We start from the raw sequence: 14,696 nt of genomic DNA, 5'->3' as shown, positions 1-14,696 counted from the left end.
TTACCCCTCCCCTCTGTCGAACTGGCGTCCGCTGACCGTGATGCCTGACTGGCCCGGTTGCCACGCGCTGACGAGCCGATAGCGCCCGTCATTCAGCGTCAGCTGCAGCTGTGCAATCCAGCGGCTGTCGTCGAACTTCAATCGCTCGTCGAGAACGTCGTCATCCAAGGCTTGCAGCGCTTTTTCCTGCGACAAAAACGTCAGCGTCTGCCACCCCTGCGGCGGGCGGGCCGCCAGCAACGTCCGCAGCCGTTCTCCGCCCAGGGCGTTCATCAGCATCGCCCGCAGCAGCGGCAACCGGGCCTCATCCACGGCGTCCGGGTTGATCTGCAATTCAGCATCCGGCGCCGCACAAAGCTGCGGTGCGAGGCGCAGGTATAGCTCACGATCGATACCGGCCAGCTCCCGCAGTTCGCTGATATCCCCCATCAGGTACCCTTCGCCATAAGCCCGGGCGACGATCGCATCGGCAATCGCGCCCGCCTGCGCGTCGGCGATGCCCAGGTTGTTCAGTAACAGCATGAATATCCGCCTCTCTTTATTGGGGGGAGCCCCCTCGCTATCTCCGACCTCCGTTGGGCCGGCGGCGCGGATCAGGGCGTTTACGTTGAAACAGGCATCGACCCGGCGCAGGCGTATCGCCACTTCCCCCTCTTCGGTACGCATACTGAACGCCGCCCCAGAGGCTTCCCAGGCCTTGCGCTGCTCTCCTGCCTGCCGCCACCGCTGTTGGGCGTAGATCTCCCCGCCCAACAGCAGCCATTTCGCCCTCAGCCGATCCTGCTGAGACTGGGTGCGCGCCAGCGAACGCTGCCAGTGGTCATTGATATTGACCGCCACGATCGCCATCAGCGACATCATCAGCAGCACCATCAACAGCGCCATACCGCGTTGTTTTTTCATCATGGCCTCGCCGAGGGCAGCGCGATGATGCGCCGTATTTCCCCCAACGCGGGGGTCTCGACGGTGATCTCCACCGCCTGCGGCAGCAGCCCGCCGGCGCGCCAGGCCGTCAACCATTCGCCTTGCCGGTAAAAACGCAGGCGGAACCGCGTCACCTCCGGCAGCAACAGCACGCTGCGCGCCGTCGCCTGCGGGCTGCTCAAATTCGGGTAGCTGAGGCGCTCCAGCCGCCCCTGCCGGTGGCGATAGGCCACCCGCTCCTGCGTGGCACGCGGCAGCCGGGCCTGCGGATTCGACCAGCCGCTTCGGATCAGCAACAGCTGAAAATCCACGTCTTCCCCCTCCGCCGTCTGCAGCACCGCGAATTCCGGCGCCGCCGGCCTGCGTTTATCACCGATCGGCGCACGCGCCTGTGCATGAGCAAAATCGCGCTCGACGATCGCCAGCGCCCGTTGCAGCTGGGTCAGCTGCGTCGATTTGCGCTGGGTAATTTCGTCGTTTTTCAGCACGCCCCTGAAGACCGTCAGGGCGGTGAGCGACAGCATGGCGAACAGGGCGATGGCCAGCAGCATTTCCACCAGCGTAAAGCCGCGTTGCAAAGCGCGCTTCATGGCAACCCCCGGTAAGCCTGTAACTCCGCCAGCACGTTGCGATCCTGCGGATCGCGCCTGACTTCGATCGCGATCGCCCGCATTCCGGCGTCGCTGGTCTCCTGCCCACGATAACGCCAGTGCCAGGTCTCACCGGCCATCACCGTGGTGCCCGAATGCCAGGCCAGCGTCGGCGGCTGCGGATCGAGCTGCAGCAGCGTCAGCTGGTTGTCCGCTACCCACAGCGCAACGGTCTTGGCTTCGATCTCGCTCAGGCTACGCACCTGGCCGCCGGTGCTGTTGATCAGCGCCAGGCAACCGATGGCGAAGATCATCAAGGCCACCATCACTTCCAGCAGTGTCATGCCCTGCTGGCGTCTCATTTTCCGCGTCATCGCAACGAATGTCCGTCGTTTCAAATACGAAGTAACCGGGCGCCTGCAATCGCCACAGGCACCGCCCCTGCGACAGCGCTACGCTGAACGCCGTGGTTTCGCCCCCCGGATGCAGCCACACCTGCGGCGGCCGCGCCGCCGCGTCATCGAGCGCGACGGTTTGCCCTTCAACGCTCAGCCACAGCGCGATGCCGTCCGGCAGGGCGTATGCCTCCCGGCTCGCCTGCCCCGCAGCGGCAACGCTGCGCCAACCGCCGCTGCCGAACGCCACGCCATAACTCACCCCTTCGCGCTCGGCCCGCTCGGCGAGGGCATTCAACCAATGGTTCAGCCGCTCCCCCTGCCGTGCCAACGCTTTCTCATCCGCCGGAAAACTCAGCATCACCAGGCCGCTGGTCACCCCCAGCAGCAGCAATACCAGCATGATCTCCAGCAGCGTAAAGCCGCGTATGCGCCTCATGGCGCGTCGGCGTCGGCCACCCAGTTGCCGATATCGTCATCGGTGTCGGCGATGCCGTCCGGCCCCAGAGAAAACACGTCCAGCTTGCCGTGACGCCCCGGATTACGCAGACGATACTCCTGCCCCCAGGGATCTTGCGGCAACCGGCGGATATAACCGTCTTCGGGATAATTTCTCGGGATCGGCGCCAGCGCCGGCCGGGTCACCAGCGCCGCCAGCCCCTGTTCCGCGCTGGGATAACGCCCGTTGTCCAGCTTGTACATATCCAACGCGTTCTCCAACGCGACGATATCGCTGGCGGCCTTTTGCCGATCGGCCTTCTCCTTGTTTCCCATCAGGCTTGGAATAGTCAGGCTGGCCAACAGCCCCAGAATGACGATCACCACCATGATTTCCAGCAGCGTAAACCCTCGCTGCCGCGACCTGCGCATCTTGCTGATATGACTCACTTTACTCTCCATTAACGGCATGATTAGCCGACCATATTATTGAGCTGCAATATCGGCTGCAGGATGGCCAAAATGATAAACAGCACCGAACCGGCCATCGCGATCACCAATAAAGGCTCAAACAGCCCCAGCGCCAGCGTGACTTGCCGGCCGAAGGCCTCCTGCTGCATCGTCGCCGCCCGTTCGAGCATCATGTCCAGCTCACCGCTGCGCTCGCCGGACATGATCATGTGCCGCATCATCGGTGAGAACAGCGCGGTGCCCTCAAGCGACGGCGACAATCCTTCGCCCTCCCGCACCCGCTCCATCGCCGCCAGCAGCCGTTCGCGGGCGGCATCGTTGCCCAACACGCCGGCGCTGATGCGCATCGCCTCCAGCAACGGCACCGCGCTGGCGTTCAAAATGCTCAGCGTTTTGGCGTAGCGCGCCGTGTTCACCGCCAGCGACAGCTTGCCGACCACCGGCAACCGCAGGATGAACGCATGCCAGCGCACGCGCCGCGCCGGATCCCGCAGGCGATAGCGGAACGCGCCAAGGCCCGTCAGCACCGATATCAGCGCCAACGCCCCCCATCGACGCAGCCCGTCGCTGGCGCCGAGCAGCATCCGGGTCGACAGCGGCAAGGTCTGCTTCATATGCACAAACTGTTCGATCACCTTCGGCACCACCGCCGTCAACAGGATCGCCACCACGCCGATTGCCACCGTCGTCAGCACCATCGGGTACACCAGCGCCTGCACGATTTTGTTCTTCATTTGCTGGCGCTGTTCGACGTAGTCGGCCAGCCGTTCCAGCACCGGCGCCAGATGGCCGGAAATCTCACCGGCGGCCACCATGGCGCAATAGAGGCGGTCAAAAATCTGCGGATGCTGACCCAGCGCCTGCGCCAGCGGAAAGCCCTCCAGAATGCGCTGCCGCACCTGAGCCAACGCCGCCTGCAGACCTTTTTTCTCCGTTTGCCGCGCCACCGCCATCAGCGCTTCCTCCAGCGGCAGCGCAGCGGACAGCAGCGTCGCCAGCTGCCGGGTCAACAGCGCCACATCGCCGCTGCTCACGCCGCTCATCCAGCGGCCCGCAAACATGCCGGCGAAAGCGGGCCGCCTGCGCGCTTGCACCGCCAGCACCTGCCACCCCTTTTCACGCAGGCGATCGCGGGCGTGGCGCAGAGAATCCGCCTCCAACACGCCGCGCTGGGCGCGCCCCTCACGATCGCAGGCGCGATAATCAAACTTCATCGCCGTCCCCTTCGCGCGTCACTCGCAGCACTTCCTCCAGGCTGGTCTCCCCGGCACGCATCTTGGCGATCCCATCCTGGCGCAGCGGCAGATAGCGTTCGGCGGCCAGTTTCGCGATGTCCAGCTCGCCGTCACCGCGATGGATCGCCATGCGCATCGGTTCATCCAGCACCAACAGTTCGTGCAAGCCGATTCGGCCGTGATATCCCTGCCCGCCGCAGGCCTCGCACCCCAACGGGCGCCAGCAGGTCACCGCCGGCGTCGGGGGCAGCCCCAGCAGGCGCCGCTGCGCGTCAGACAACGCATAAGGCTCGCGGCACTGCGGGCACAGCCGGCGCACCAGGCGCTGCGCCAACACGCCGCTGAGCGAACTCGAAAGCAGAAACGGTTCGACCCCCATGTCCCGCAGCCGGGTCACGGCGCCGATCGCCGTGTTGGTATGCAGGGTCGACAGCACCAAATGCCCGGTCAATGAGGCCTGCACCGCGATCTGCGCCGTTTCGCCGTCGCGGATCTCGCCGATCAGCACCACGTCGGGATCCTGACGCAGCAGCGCGCGCAGCCCGCGCGCGAAGGTCATGTCCACCTTGGGATTCACCTGCGTCTGCGCAATGCCGGCCAACTCATATTCGACGGGATCTTCGATCGTCATGATGTTGCGCTGTTCATCGTTGATCTGGCTCAGCAAGGTATAGAGCGTGGTGCTCTTGCCGGAGCCGGTCGGCCCGGTGACCAAAATGATGCCGTGCGGCTGGCGGATCAGGCGCAGCAACGCCTGCTGGTGCGCCGGTGCCATGCCCAGGCTGGGCAGTTCGAGCCGCACGCCCTGTTTGTCCAACAGGCGCATGACCACGCGCTCGCCGTGGCTGGCCGGCATCACCGACACCCGCACGTCAATCGCTCGCCCGCCGACCTTCAGCGCCATGCGCCCATCCTGCGGCACGCGCTTCTCGGCGATATCCAGCTTCGACATCACCTTGATGCGCGACACCAGCAGCGCCGCCAGCTTGCGCTGCGGCGCCAAAATCCGCCGCAGCGCGCCGTCGATGCGAAAGCGGATCACCAGCTCGCTCTCGTAGGTTTCGATGTGGATATCGGAGGCGCGTTCTTTGATCGCCTCGCTCAGCAAGGCGTTGATCAGGCGGATAATCGGCGCATCGTCCTGTTCGTCCAACAGATCTTGCTGCTGCGGCAGCTCCTCGGCCAGCGCGTAAAAATCCAGTTCGCCGCCCAGGTCGTCGATCATTTTCTGCGCCTGGCCGCTTTCCTGCTGGTAGTGCGCCACCAGCCGTTGATCAAAAGCCTCCGCCTCCAGCCGGGCCAGCGCTGGCTCGCCGGGCAGGCAGCGGTAGGCCTCCATCAATGCGGCGTGGCTTGTGTCAAGGTGACAATAAATCTGGATACCGTGCTGCCCGTCAACGGCCAGCACGCCATGCTGGCGCGCCCAGGAAAAAGGCAGCAGCGGCCCCGCAGAACGGGGCTTCACGGGCGCACTCCCCGCGAATAAAACGCGTCGATACTTGCAACGGTGGCGAGAAACGCCCGATTGTCGGGAGCCTTCTTATCGCCGGCGATCTCGCCGCGCAGTGCGTCATTCAGCTCACGATCGTCCTGCTGTTCGGCGTCGAACTTGCCTAACTTGCGTTGGCTCTGCCGGGCATATCCCTCGGTGCTGCGAATGATGGTCGGGCGGATAAACAGCATCAAATTACGCTTGCTCGCTTTGGTGGCGGTCGAGCGAAACAGCGCCCCCACCAGCGGGATCTTGCCCAGGATCGGCACGCTGCTCTCCAGCTCCGAGTTGGACTTGTCCAACAGGCCGCCCACCACTACGGTTTCGCCGCTGTCCACCAGCACCGTGTTGTTAACCGTGCGGATATTGAAGGTCGCCCCCAGCGAATCCGGCGTAGCGCCGGCGCTGTCGGCAACGCTGGAGACCTCCTGTTCGATCTGCATCAGCACGGACTGGCCCTGGTTGATCTGCGGTTTGACCTTGAGTTTGATCCCCACCGTCTTGCGCGACACGGTATTGAAGACGTTATCGCTATTGGTGGTTTGCGAACCGGTCAGGATCGGCACATCCTGCCCGACGCTGAATTCCGCCTCGGCGTTATCCAGCGTGACGATGCTCGGCGTGGCCAGGATATTATTTTGGTTGTTGCTGGCGATGGCGGTCAGCAATACGCCCCAGTTACCGCTGTAAAAACCGGTCATCAGGCCGTTGGCCTTGCCGAACACGTCGCTCATGCCGTTTTCGAACCCCGCCGACACCCCGGGCATCTGGCCGGCGAACTGCGTGCCACCACCGTATTTGTTGGCCCACTGCACGCCGATGTTCAGCCCCTGCCCATCCTGCACTTCGACGATCACCGCTTCGACCAGCACCTGCGCGCGGCGCACATCGAGCTTGGCGACCACCACCTCCAGATCGCGCATCACATCCGGCGCGGCGGTGATGATCAGCGCATTGGTCTGCTCATCGGCCTTGATCACCACATTTTTCAGCAGCGCCACGTTGGCGGCGGCGCTCTCCTTCTCGTTTTGCAGGCCCGCACTCACGCCGGTCAGCACCTCGACCAGGCTCTGCGCCTTGGCGTATTTGAGAGGGATAACCTGGGTATTGCCCTGGGTGACGCTCTTGTTATCCAGCTGGTCAATCAGTTCTTTGGCGTGTTCGCGGCTCCGATCATCCCCGGCGATCATCACGCTGTTGGTCCGCTCATCCGCCACCAGCCGCAGCGAGCTCGCGCCGGCCGTGCGCCGTTTGCCCTCTTCGCGAAACAGTTCGTTCACCATGCGCGCGATCTCCGGCGCCGCCGCATGCTTCAGCGCGAGAGTTTCGACCCGATTGCCATCGTCCTGATCCATCTCCCTGACGAGCTCGAGCAGGCCATTGACCACGCTGGCCCGGCCGGTGATCAACAACGCGTTTCCCTGCTCGTAATGCGCCACGCTGCCCACGCCGATGCTGTCGTTGAGCTGGCGCAATATCGGCGAAACGTCTTTGGCCGCGATATTGCGCAGCGGTACCACGCGCATCACCACTTCATCCCCTTCGGCGATCGCCTCGCCGCCGTTTTGTGCCAGCGCGGCTCTTTTTCCCTCTTTGGCGGCGATCACCTTCAAGACGTTATTGGGCATGCCGATGACCGTATAGCCATAGACATCCAGCACGTTGAGAAAGAACTGGTAATACTGCTTCTCGTCGAGCTGTTCATAGCTGCGCACCGTGACCTTACCTTTCACCGCCGGATCGATAATGATGGTTTTTCCCAGGTTTTTACTGACCGTATTGATAAATTCCTGAATGTCCGTGCCTTTGAAATTGGCGGAGAATTGCTCCGCGCGCGCCGCGCCAGCCAGCACAATCATGACGGCCACCGCCGCTAACGCGCGCCATAAGCCGGCGCTCCAGCCTGGGCCGGAACGATAAATAAAATGCGTAATCACAATGTCGCCTTATGCTATAAAACACCCCGCGCCGAAACGGCGCGCCGGCTACTCTTTAAACGTCAGCGTGGCGTAATAGCCGTTTTCATCGAGCAGTATTTTATTTTTCACTATCCGCACGATGACGGCATTGCTGCCGGCCAGACGGTCGCCAACGCCATAACCGGTTTGCTTGCCGCCATGCTCGACGATGACCAGGCTTTTTTTGGCGTTATCGCTGAACAGCAAACCCGCTATCTTGCCAAGCGCAGCGGCTTCCGGTGCGTTAGCCAGCAGCTCGGCACCGATCGCCCATTCGCCGACTTCATACCCGTGCGCCTTTTCGCCGTCTTTCGCCGCTTGATAGCGGCCAAACCAGTGCGCTTCATTAATTTTTCCGATGTCCTCTTCCTGAGGAAAGACAATATGGCGCCCCGGCCCGGGCGCGTTTTCACGGCTCGGCTCAACGGGCGCGCCATCCCCGGCCATCATTCGCCATCCCAGCTGAAGCATGAACGCCAGATTCGTCAGAAAAAAAAGAAGCATAAAAAAATCTATCAACCGTTTGCTCACGGCACCCCCGGTTATTCAACGGCGCCAACGCTAAGCGGAAATACCGACCACCATCGCGACGGAAAACAGCAGCGTGATGACCAGAGCCACTTTATAATTCACGGCGTCCAGCCACGTTCGCCGGCGCTTATTAGCCGATGATGACGGGCATTCCCCCTGCAAATTAGCGGCCGCACGCTCGCAGGCTTGAAAGCTCAACATCACGCCAAATCGGGGAATGGTCTTGATCACCTCGCCAGGAATACCGTGGCGGGAGAGCAAAGAGCGGCATTGGAATATCATCTGATAATAGTTATTGTCGCTGATGGTCTCATGGTTGCAAAACCAGACAGCGCGAATAATGTCGTTCTTCTTATAAATACCGCTCAACAGGCACAGCATGAAGCGCCGCTGTAATTCGGTCATTTCAATGAGCACATTCTCTTTTTTAAACAACAGCGTTTTTTCATTGTTGTTTAATATTACCAACTCATTTTCCAACAGAGTCTCGTTCAGGGCAATGTTATGTATGTCCATCTCTCGCCTATCAGTTTAATGAAGTTCAAAGGCCCTCTGTGCCATCACCTTTGCACGCATGCGGCGAGATGCATTTTCAATGAAAATTAATGGTTCGCCGTTTCAAGAGCGGCCTCAATTAATCATGCGAAAAACATTCATGCAACTTATTTCTTTAAAATAAACAATATAAAATTAATATGGTCACATCATACTACCTTAGATTCATTAAATCATTTAAAAACATGACGATAGCAGGTTTTATAAAATAGCTAAACCACCATTAAATTTGATTAATGATAAAGAAAATAGACATTCACGCATAATAACCCATGTTATTAGTTGCGTGCTAAAAAGGCAGGAGGCGAGGATGTAAAGGGTAACAGAAATACACCTTAAGCTCACATAAAAAACGAGATAAAAATCAGGATTCGATATTACATAAAAACATCGGCGAGTAGGCATTGCTGAACATCAACGTATTCTTGTCTACGCTGCGAATATGATAAAACGTCGATTCATTGCTGAAAAAGTAAGTATACACCTCTTCCGGCAAGGTATCGCGCGGTGAATAATTCACCTCACCATAGTGGAAACGATAGAAACTGCCTTGCGAGACATAGCTGAAATTAACCCGTCGGTTGACGAAATACTTCTCTTCACCGTCGTTGGCCAGGCCCGACAAGATCATCACGCCCTTATCGCCCGACAAAAAGATGTAGTTTATTTTTAGCGACAGCTGGATGTCATCGTGTGCCGCCTGCGCGTCCAGCGAATTGAAATAATTGAACGTGGCGTTCGCTTCGCAGGAAAAATCACCGAACTCATGATGGCTGCGAACCAGGGAATACACCACGCTGCCAGTCAACACGCACAGGCCGACCAGCGTGGCTGACAAAATATTTAACTTTTTTTCCATGCCCGGATGTACTCGCTCTCACAATTATGCAAAACGGCCGCACTGTCCTTCGTGCATTTGGCGATAAACTGGCGTCCGCTGTCTTCATTGGCATTATGAGAACGGTTAACCTTGGTAATGACAATCTCACCGGGGCGGCAACGCTGGCCATAAAGATCCTTCCTGACCAAGAACTGCAAATAGTCGTCCTGATGATTCTCCAAAAAATGGCCGGCATAGTAGATCGGGCAGCCGTTTACCGTCCCCACGTAAGACAATACCTGCTTCTTTTCACTGTCGCGATGATGTTTGTAATAGATAAAGCACAGCGCCAGAAAAGATAATGGCACGACGATCGATAAGCTGCGCAGCAGAATAAAAAAATAGTGGTGGGTGTTTTTTGACGTTGCGGTCGGCGCAGCCAAGGGAACCGGGGCATCGGCAAGCGGCGGGGGATCGGGTAAATCAATCCGCAGTCGGTCGATCGGTATTATTCTATTGAGTCTATACCCCTTTTTAGAGAGGGTAACGATCAGGCGTTCATTGAAACCGACAGACGTCAATGCCCGCCGCGTCAGGCTGATATATTGATTCAACGTCGCCGAAGAGGCGCTCAGGCCGTGATCGGTCCACACCTGCTGCAACAGCGTATCCCGGCTCACCACCTCGTGGCCATGCTCAAGCAAACATTTGAATACTCTAGAATTAACGCTGGATAAGAAAACTTCCCGTCCCTTCTTTATACTCTTCAATGAACCGTTTTCAGTGTTAAATGTAATATCTTTATCAATGATATAAATCATGTTCAGCCTGACAGCGCACACGGGTTATTATTTAAACTTATTCAGCGAGTTCGACGACCGCCGCGAAGCGCGGATAGTTTTTTCGCACAGAGAATAAACAATACTAACGCCATCCCAACAGGCGTGCAACTTTAAGAATTTTCCCTATGCCTGCGCCATTATTTGCCCCACAAATAACGATATAAACGCTATTTTTTTCACCGTCATCGGATCTGTTGGCAACCCTATAGGGGGAGAAGGGCAAAAACGGCGCAGAGGAAAAGACGCTCGCTCGCGGCGTACGAAATGACGCTTGTGCAGCTGTCGACAGGAAGAATAACGGGGAAAAACGTTTTTGCGGGCCGCAAATGGGTGGGGACCCTGCCAGCTACATCCCGGCACACACGTCACCTGCTGCGGCTGCTTCCTTCCGGACCTGACCGAGTTCACAAGTTAGTGTTGCGGGAGAACCAACAGGGCCCCCATTGACGGCTTCTGTACTCCGAAGCGGTGGGCATTATCGGCGATGCCCTATCAAATAGCAAGCCAACCGGGACCAACCGCTGTTTTCTTACCCACCTGCGCTGTGGCACACTCTCCGCCTGGGTTTTGACTCGCGCAGGAACAGCAACATGCAACCAGAAGACGCCTCTTTCAGCCAGCGGGTATTCCACATCGTGGCCGCCATTCCTTACGGCAAAGTCACCACCTACGGCGAAGTTGCCCGGCTGGCCGGTTCACCGCGCGCCGCACGTCAGGTCGGCGGCGTGCTGCGGCGTTTGCCGGAAGGCAGCACGCTGCCCTGGCACCGGGTGATCAACCGCCACGGGCAGATATCGCAGCAGGGGGAGGATTTTCAACGGCAGCGGCAGGCATTGCTGGCGGAGGGGATTATTTTCGGCCCGCACAGCACGGTCGATTTCGATCGCTACGGCTGGCGCTGGTAAAACAAAACAGCCTTTGGCCGAAGCGCAAAGGCTGTTGATTTCATCTTGCTGTACCGCAGTAAGATTACTGCATGGCGGTTGGCGCAGCCTGAATCGGCACACCCTGAACCGGAACCAGCAGCAGATCGGCACGGGTGCCGTTGCGGTTGACCACTTCCTGGATGGTGTCGGTAATAAACATCAGTCGCCCGTTGACCGTCACCGCCGCGCTCAGAATGATACGCGCATTCGGTTGGATGTCGGACGGGTTATACGGCAGCGTAAAGCTGAACGGCGCCTGTTGCCCTTCAGTGCGTACCGCGCGCTGTGCAATCACTTTAGACGGCGCATCCGCCAGCGAGGCGTCAGAGAGGGTGACCGTCAGTACCGCGTCCGGCGGCAGCGCAATGCGCTGACGTATATTAACCGAACCTGTCACCGCCGGGCCCTGAATCTGCGTTTGCGCAGCCGCCGGGTTACCGGCCGCCTGTGTAGGCACATCAGCACTCTTTTGCGCGCATCCTGCCAGCGTGATCGTCAGTGCCGCGGCACCGCCTACGATTTGCCAGAGTTTCATGGATCGGTCTCCTTTTTTATTATCAACATGTTGGTGGCTTTCACCACCGCACCTATTAAACTTAGCACAAAACACTGACAAATCCACTTTGCTCCACCTATTAATCACTTAGCCTGTCCAAAGCGCCCACTATTAAGAGCATTCTCATCGGCCCTATAACGCAAGATGTTGACGCCGCGCCGTGATATTCCGCACACTGCGCAAAATGATTATTAGAAAGGTAACAACTTTATGAGCCAGGCATTGCAAAACCTCCTCGATCTGCTGGATCTGGAGAAAATCGAAGAAGGGCTGTTCCGCGGCCAGAGTGAAGATTTGGGGCTGCGCCAGGTGTTCGGCGGGCAGGTGGTCGGCCAGGCGCTGTACGCCGCCAAGCAGACGGTGCCGGATGAACGCAGCGTGCATTCTTTCCACAGCTACTTCCTGCGCCCGGGCGACAGCAGCAAGCCTATCGTTTACGACGTGGAAACCCTGCGCGACGGCAACAGCTTCAGCGCGCGCCGCGTCAGCGCCATCCAGCACGGTAAACCTATCTTCTATATGACCGCCTCCTTCCAGAGCCCGGAGGCGGGTTTCGAGCACCAGAACCTGATGCCGGACGTGCCGCCGCCGGAAGGGCTGCTGTCCGAATCAGAGATCGCCCAGAAGCTGGCGCATATGCTGCCGGAAAAAGTGCGCGAAAAATTTATCGGCCAAAAGCCGATCGAAATGCGCCCGGTGAAATTCCACAACCCGCTGAAAGGCAGCGTGGAAGAACCGCATCGCTACGTCTGGTTCCGCGCCAACGGCAGCATGCCGGACGATCAACGCATCCACCAATACCTGCTGGGCTACGCGTCGGACTTTAACTTCCTGCCGACCGCGCTGCAGCCGCACGGCGTCGGCTTCCTCGAGCCGGGCATGCAGGTGGCCACCATTGACCACTCCATGTGGTTCCATCGCCCGTTCCGCATGGATGACTGGCTGCTGTACGCGGTGGAGAGCTCCTCCGCCTCCGGCGCACGGGGCTTTGTTCGCGGCCAAATCTACACCCGCGACGGCGTCCTGGTCGCCACCACCGTGCAGGAAGGGGTGATTCGCCAGCGCGACGCCTGATCCGCAGCATAAAGAAAGGGGCGATGTTTCCATCGCCCCTGTCGGCTTCATCATTATTTTAGTCTTTAGCGCACTGCCCTGCTTCGAGTCTTATTGGTTGTAGGCGCTCTCGCCGTGGCTGTTGACGTCCAGCCCCTCGCGTTCCTGCTCTTCCGGCACTCTCAGGCCCACCATCGCGCCCGCGATCTTGAAGGCGATAAAGGCGGCGACGCTCGACCACACCAGCGTGATCAGCACGCTCACCAGCTGGATCCAGACCTGATGGCCCATCGTCACCCCTTCGGCGTAGCCGGTGCCGCCCAGTGAAGAGGCGGTGAACACGCCGGTCAGCAGGCAGCCGACGATGCCGCACACCCCGTGCACGCCGAACACGTCGCAGGTGTCGTCCACCTTCAGCCATTTCTTCAGCGTCACTACGCCCCACAGGCCGGCGACGCCGCCCACCAGGCCGATGATCAACGCCCCGCCCACGCCCACGGTGCCCGCCGCCGGCGTCACCGCAACCAACCCGGCGATCATGCCGGAGCAGGCGCCCAGCAGCGAAGGCTTGCCGCGCAGCACCCATTCGGCGAAGGTCCAGGAGAGAATGGCGCCCGCAGTGGCGACCACGGTGTTGAGGAATGCCAGGGCCGCAATGCCGTTGGCCGCGCTGGCGGAGCCGGCGTTAAAGCCGAACCAGCCGATATACAGGATGGACGCCCCGGTAAACACCATCGGCAGGTTGTGCGGTTTGAAGGCCTCTTTACCGAAGCCGGCGCGCTTGCCGATCAGGTAGGCGCCGATCAGCCCGGCGCTGGCGGCGTTGATGTGCACTACGGTGCCGCCGGCGAAGTCCAATGCGCCGTCGGTGGCCAGGTAGCCGCCGCCCCACACCATGTGCGCGATCGGCAGATAAGACAGCGTGAACCACACAATCGCGAAGATCAGCACCGCCGAGAAGCGAATGCGTTCGGCGAAGCCGCCCACCACTAGTGCGACGGTGATACAGGCGAAGGACGCCTGGAAGGCGACGTGGATCATCTGGCTGATGCTGCCGGTGACGCTATCGATGCCGATGCCTTTCAGCATCGCCGTTTCGAACCCGCCAAATACCGCATTGCCCTCGCTGAACGCCAGGCTGTAGCCATACAGCACCCACAGCACGCAGACCAGCGCGAAGGTGACGGTGACCTGCGTCAGCATCGACAGCACGTTTTTGCCGCGCAGCAGGCCGCCGTAAAACAGCGCGATGCCCGGCAGCGTCATGAACAGCACCAACGCAGTGCAGATCATCATAAAGGCGTTGTCGGCCTTATCAGCGACCGCCGGGGCGGCCAGGGCCAAAGAAGGAACCAGGGTTACCGAACTCAGGCCCAACATGGATAACAGTCTTTTCATTATCAATCCATCCCCATCACTTAGCTGAGTTCGCGGTTACAGTGCCGATTCGTCGGTTTCGCCGGTGCGAATGCGGATCACGCGTTGCAACTCGGCAACGAAAATTTTGCCGTCGCCGATTTTGCCGGTGTAGGCGGCTTTGCTAATCACATCAACCACTTCATCCAACTGATCGTCGGCAATGGCGATGTCGATTTTGACCTTGGGCAGGAAGTTGACGTTATATTCGGCGCCGCGATACAGCTCGGCGTGCCCCTTCTGGCGGCCAAAGCCCTTCACTTCGGTTACGGTCAACCCCTGAATGCCCACGGAGGACAGAGCCTCGCGCACGTCCTCCAGCTTGAACGGTTTGATTACCACGGTCACCAGCTTCATATTGCCCCTCCACGAATTAAACCCAAACTCACCCCTGGTACGCGTCATATGTAGCAAGGCCTGTGCCAGATTTGATTTTGCATGACGATTCAGCGGATTAGCGGGAACGCGGGCACCATCAGACCGCGGCGCCATAC

At 59.4% G+C, this 14,696-nt stretch carries 17 protein-coding genes and 1 other RNA gene; 2 read left to right on the top strand and 16 right to left on the bottom strand.

Annotated features, from left to right (window positions below; all coding sequences use genetic code 11):
* The 13 genes from gspK to ffs all read right to left on the bottom strand — a co-directional run bounded on the left by gspK (position 1) and on the right by ffs (position 10,685).
* Positions 1-906 (bottom strand): type II secretion system minor pseudopilin GspK, encoded by a 906-nt coding sequence (gene gspK, locus EKL15_RS08090; protein ID WP_238423669.1) that lies wholly within the window; start codon positions 904-906, stop codon positions 1-3.
* The gene (gene gspJ / locus EKL15_RS08085; RefSeq protein ID WP_197847964.1) at positions 903-1,514 is read right to left on the bottom strand and encodes a type II secretion system minor pseudopilin GspJ; all 612 of its coding nucleotides are present in this window, start codon (positions 1,512-1,514) and stop codon (positions 903-905) included. Before gspJ ends, gspK begins: the two co-directional genes overlap by 4 nt.
* Positions 1,511-1,858, bottom strand: coding sequence for a type II secretion system minor pseudopilin GspI (gene gspI, locus EKL15_RS08080; protein ID WP_047728681.1), 348 nt, complete (start codon positions 1,856-1,858; stop codon positions 1,511-1,513). Before gspI ends, gspJ begins: the two co-directional genes overlap by 4 nt.
* Positions 1,770-2,348, bottom strand: coding sequence for a prepilin-type N-terminal cleavage/methylation domain-containing protein (locus tag EKL15_RS08075; RefSeq protein WP_123193169.1), 579 nt, complete (start codon positions 2,346-2,348; stop codon positions 1,770-1,772). Before EKL15_RS08075 ends, gspI begins: the two co-directional genes overlap by 89 nt.
* Entirely contained in the window at positions 2,345-2,779 is a 435-nt protein-coding gene (gene gspG, locus EKL15_RS08070) for a type II secretion system major pseudopilin GspG (RefSeq protein WP_047730782.1), read from the bottom strand. Before gspG ends, EKL15_RS08075 begins: the two co-directional genes overlap by 4 nt.
* 41 nt (positions 2,780-2,820) lie before the next feature.
* The gene (gene gspF, locus EKL15_RS08065) at positions 2,821-4,032 is read right to left on the bottom strand and encodes a type II secretion system inner membrane protein GspF (RefSeq protein ID WP_060423402.1); all 1,212 of its coding nucleotides are present in this window, start codon (positions 4,030-4,032) and stop codon (positions 2,821-2,823) included.
* Positions 4,022-5,518, bottom strand: coding sequence for a type II secretion system ATPase GspE (gspE, locus tag EKL15_RS08060; protein WP_198509090.1), 1,497 nt, complete (start codon positions 5,516-5,518; stop codon positions 4,022-4,024). The genes gspF and gspE overlap by 11 nt, the downstream gene beginning before the upstream one ends.
* A complete protein-coding gene (gene gspD, locus EKL15_RS08055; protein WP_100396263.1) occupies positions 5,515-7,404 on the bottom strand; it encodes a type II secretion system secretin GspD in 1,890 nt (629 codons plus the stop codon). The genes gspE and gspD overlap by 4 nt, the downstream gene beginning before the upstream one ends.
* Before the next feature lie 126 nt (positions 7,405-7,530).
* The gene (locus EKL15_RS08050) at positions 7,531-8,034 is read right to left on the bottom strand and encodes a type II secretion system protein N (RefSeq protein WP_203089205.1); all 504 of its coding nucleotides are present in this window, start codon (positions 8,032-8,034) and stop codon (positions 7,531-7,533) included.
* 30 nt (positions 8,035-8,064) lie between these two features.
* The gene (locus EKL15_RS08045; protein WP_060440572.1) at positions 8,065-8,550 is read right to left on the bottom strand and encodes a hypothetical protein; all 486 of its coding nucleotides are present in this window, start codon (positions 8,548-8,550) and stop codon (positions 8,065-8,067) included.
* Positions 8,551-8,953: 403 nt separating this feature from the next.
* Entirely contained in the window at positions 8,954-9,448 is a 495-nt protein-coding gene (locus tag EKL15_RS08040; protein ID WP_047728690.1) for a FidL-like protein, read from the bottom strand.
* Positions 9,433-10,230: a winged helix-turn-helix domain-containing protein gene (locus EKL15_RS08035; RefSeq protein WP_203089203.1), complete on the bottom strand. Its 798-nt coding sequence runs from the start codon at positions 10,228-10,230 to the stop codon at positions 9,433-9,435. The genes EKL15_RS08040 and EKL15_RS08035 overlap by 16 nt, the downstream gene beginning before the upstream one ends.
* A 358-nt stretch (positions 10,231-10,588) precedes the next feature.
* Positions 10,589-10,685, bottom strand: an RNA gene (gene ffs, locus EKL15_RS08030) — signal recognition particle sRNA small type.
* 156 nt (positions 10,686-10,841) lie between these two features.
* On the opposite strand from ffs, the gene EKL15_RS08025 reads away from it, so the two are divergent.
* A complete protein-coding gene (locus EKL15_RS08025) occupies positions 10,842-11,156 on the top strand; it encodes an MGMT family protein (RefSeq protein WP_033642088.1) in 315 nt (104 codons plus the stop codon).
* Between the two features lie 64 nt (positions 11,157-11,220).
* On the opposite strand, the gene EKL15_RS08020 is transcribed toward EKL15_RS08025, so the two are convergent.
* Complete coding sequence (locus EKL15_RS08020; RefSeq protein WP_016928846.1) at positions 11,221-11,712, bottom strand: YbaY family lipoprotein; 492 nt, start codon at positions 11,710-11,712, stop codon at positions 11,221-11,223.
* Between the two features lie 231 nt (positions 11,713-11,943).
* Between EKL15_RS08020 and tesB the strand changes: the two genes are divergently transcribed.
* Positions 11,944-12,807: an acyl-CoA thioesterase II gene (tesB, locus tag EKL15_RS08015; RefSeq protein WP_004940320.1), complete on the top strand. Its 864-nt coding sequence runs from the start codon at positions 11,944-11,946 to the stop codon at positions 12,805-12,807.
* Between the two features lie 90 nt (positions 12,808-12,897).
* Here the strand turns inward: tesB and amtB are convergent, their stop codons facing one another.
* Entirely contained in the window at positions 12,898-14,184 is a 1,287-nt protein-coding gene (gene amtB / locus EKL15_RS08010) for an ammonium transporter AmtB (protein ID WP_019454179.1), read from the bottom strand.
* A 36-nt stretch (positions 14,185-14,220) separates the two neighbouring features.
* Positions 14,221-14,559 carry a P-II family nitrogen regulator gene (gene glnK / locus EKL15_RS08005; RefSeq protein ID WP_004940327.1) on the bottom strand — a complete coding sequence of 113 codons (339 nt, stop codon included), beginning with the start codon at positions 14,557-14,559 and terminating at the stop codon, positions 14,221-14,223.
* Positions 14,560-14,696: the final 137 nt, after the last annotated feature.

The sequence above is a fragment of the Serratia sp. 4542 genome, assembly GCF_016805595.1.
In the GTDB taxonomy this organism is placed as follows: domain Bacteria; phylum Pseudomonadota; class Gammaproteobacteria; order Enterobacterales; family Enterobacteriaceae; genus Serratia; species Serratia nevei.
This window is presented reverse-complemented; position numbering and strand designations above follow the sequence as displayed.

What these genes read in the sequence shown, in the direction of transcription:
- gspD (WP_100396263.1), bottom strand. Translation starts at nt 7,404, where the DNA reads ATGATTGTGCTGGCTGGCGCGGCGCGCGCGGAGCAATTCTCCGCCAAT.
- EKL15_RS08045 (WP_060440572.1), bottom strand. Translation starts at nt 8,550, where the DNA reads ATGGACATACATAACATTGCCCTGAACGAGACTCTGTTGGAAAATGAG.
- gspK (WP_238423669.1), bottom strand. Translation starts at nt 906, where the DNA reads ATGATGAAAAAACAACGCGGTATGGCGCTGTTGATGGTGCTGCTGATG.
- EKL15_RS08020 (WP_016928846.1), bottom strand. Translation starts at nt 11,712, where the DNA reads ATGAAACTCTGGCAAATCGTAGGCGGTGCCGCGGCACTGACGATCACG.
- EKL15_RS08040 (WP_047728690.1), bottom strand. Translation starts at nt 9,448, where the DNA reads ATGGAAAAAAAGTTAAATATTTTGTCAGCCACGCTGGTCGGCCTGTGC.
- gspF (WP_060423402.1), bottom strand. Translation starts at nt 4,032, where the DNA reads ATGAAGTTTGATTATCGCGCCTGCGATCGTGAGGGGCGCGCCCAGCGC.
- gspG (WP_047730782.1), bottom strand. Translation starts at nt 2,779, where the DNA reads ATGCGCAGGTCGCGGCAGCGAGGGTTTACGCTGCTGGAAATCATGGTG.
- tesB (WP_004940320.1), top strand. Translation starts at nt 11,944, where the DNA reads ATGAGCCAGGCATTGCAAAACCTCCTCGATCTGCTGGATCTGGAGAAA.
- EKL15_RS08075 (WP_123193169.1), bottom strand. Translation starts at nt 2,348, where the DNA reads ATGAGGCGCATACGCGGCTTTACGCTGCTGGAGATCATGCTGGTATTG.
- gspJ (WP_197847964.1), bottom strand. Translation starts at nt 1,514, where the DNA reads ATGAAGCGCGCTTTGCAACGCGGCTTTACGCTGGTGGAAATGCTGCTG.
- gspI (WP_047728681.1), bottom strand. Translation starts at nt 1,858, where the DNA reads ATGACACTGCTGGAAGTGATGGTGGCCTTGATGATCTTCGCCATCGGT.
- EKL15_RS08025 (WP_033642088.1), top strand. Translation starts at nt 10,842, where the DNA reads ATGCAACCAGAAGACGCCTCTTTCAGCCAGCGGGTATTCCACATCGTG.
- glnK (WP_004940327.1), bottom strand. Translation starts at nt 14,559, where the DNA reads ATGAAGCTGGTGACCGTGGTAATCAAACCGTTCAAGCTGGAGGACGTG.
- EKL15_RS08035 (WP_203089203.1), bottom strand. Translation starts at nt 10,230, where the DNA reads ATGATTTATATCATTGATAAAGATATTACATTTAACACTGAAAACGGT.
- amtB (WP_019454179.1), bottom strand. Translation starts at nt 14,184, where the DNA reads ATGAAAAGACTGTTATCCATGTTGGGCCTGAGTTCGGTAACCCTGGTT.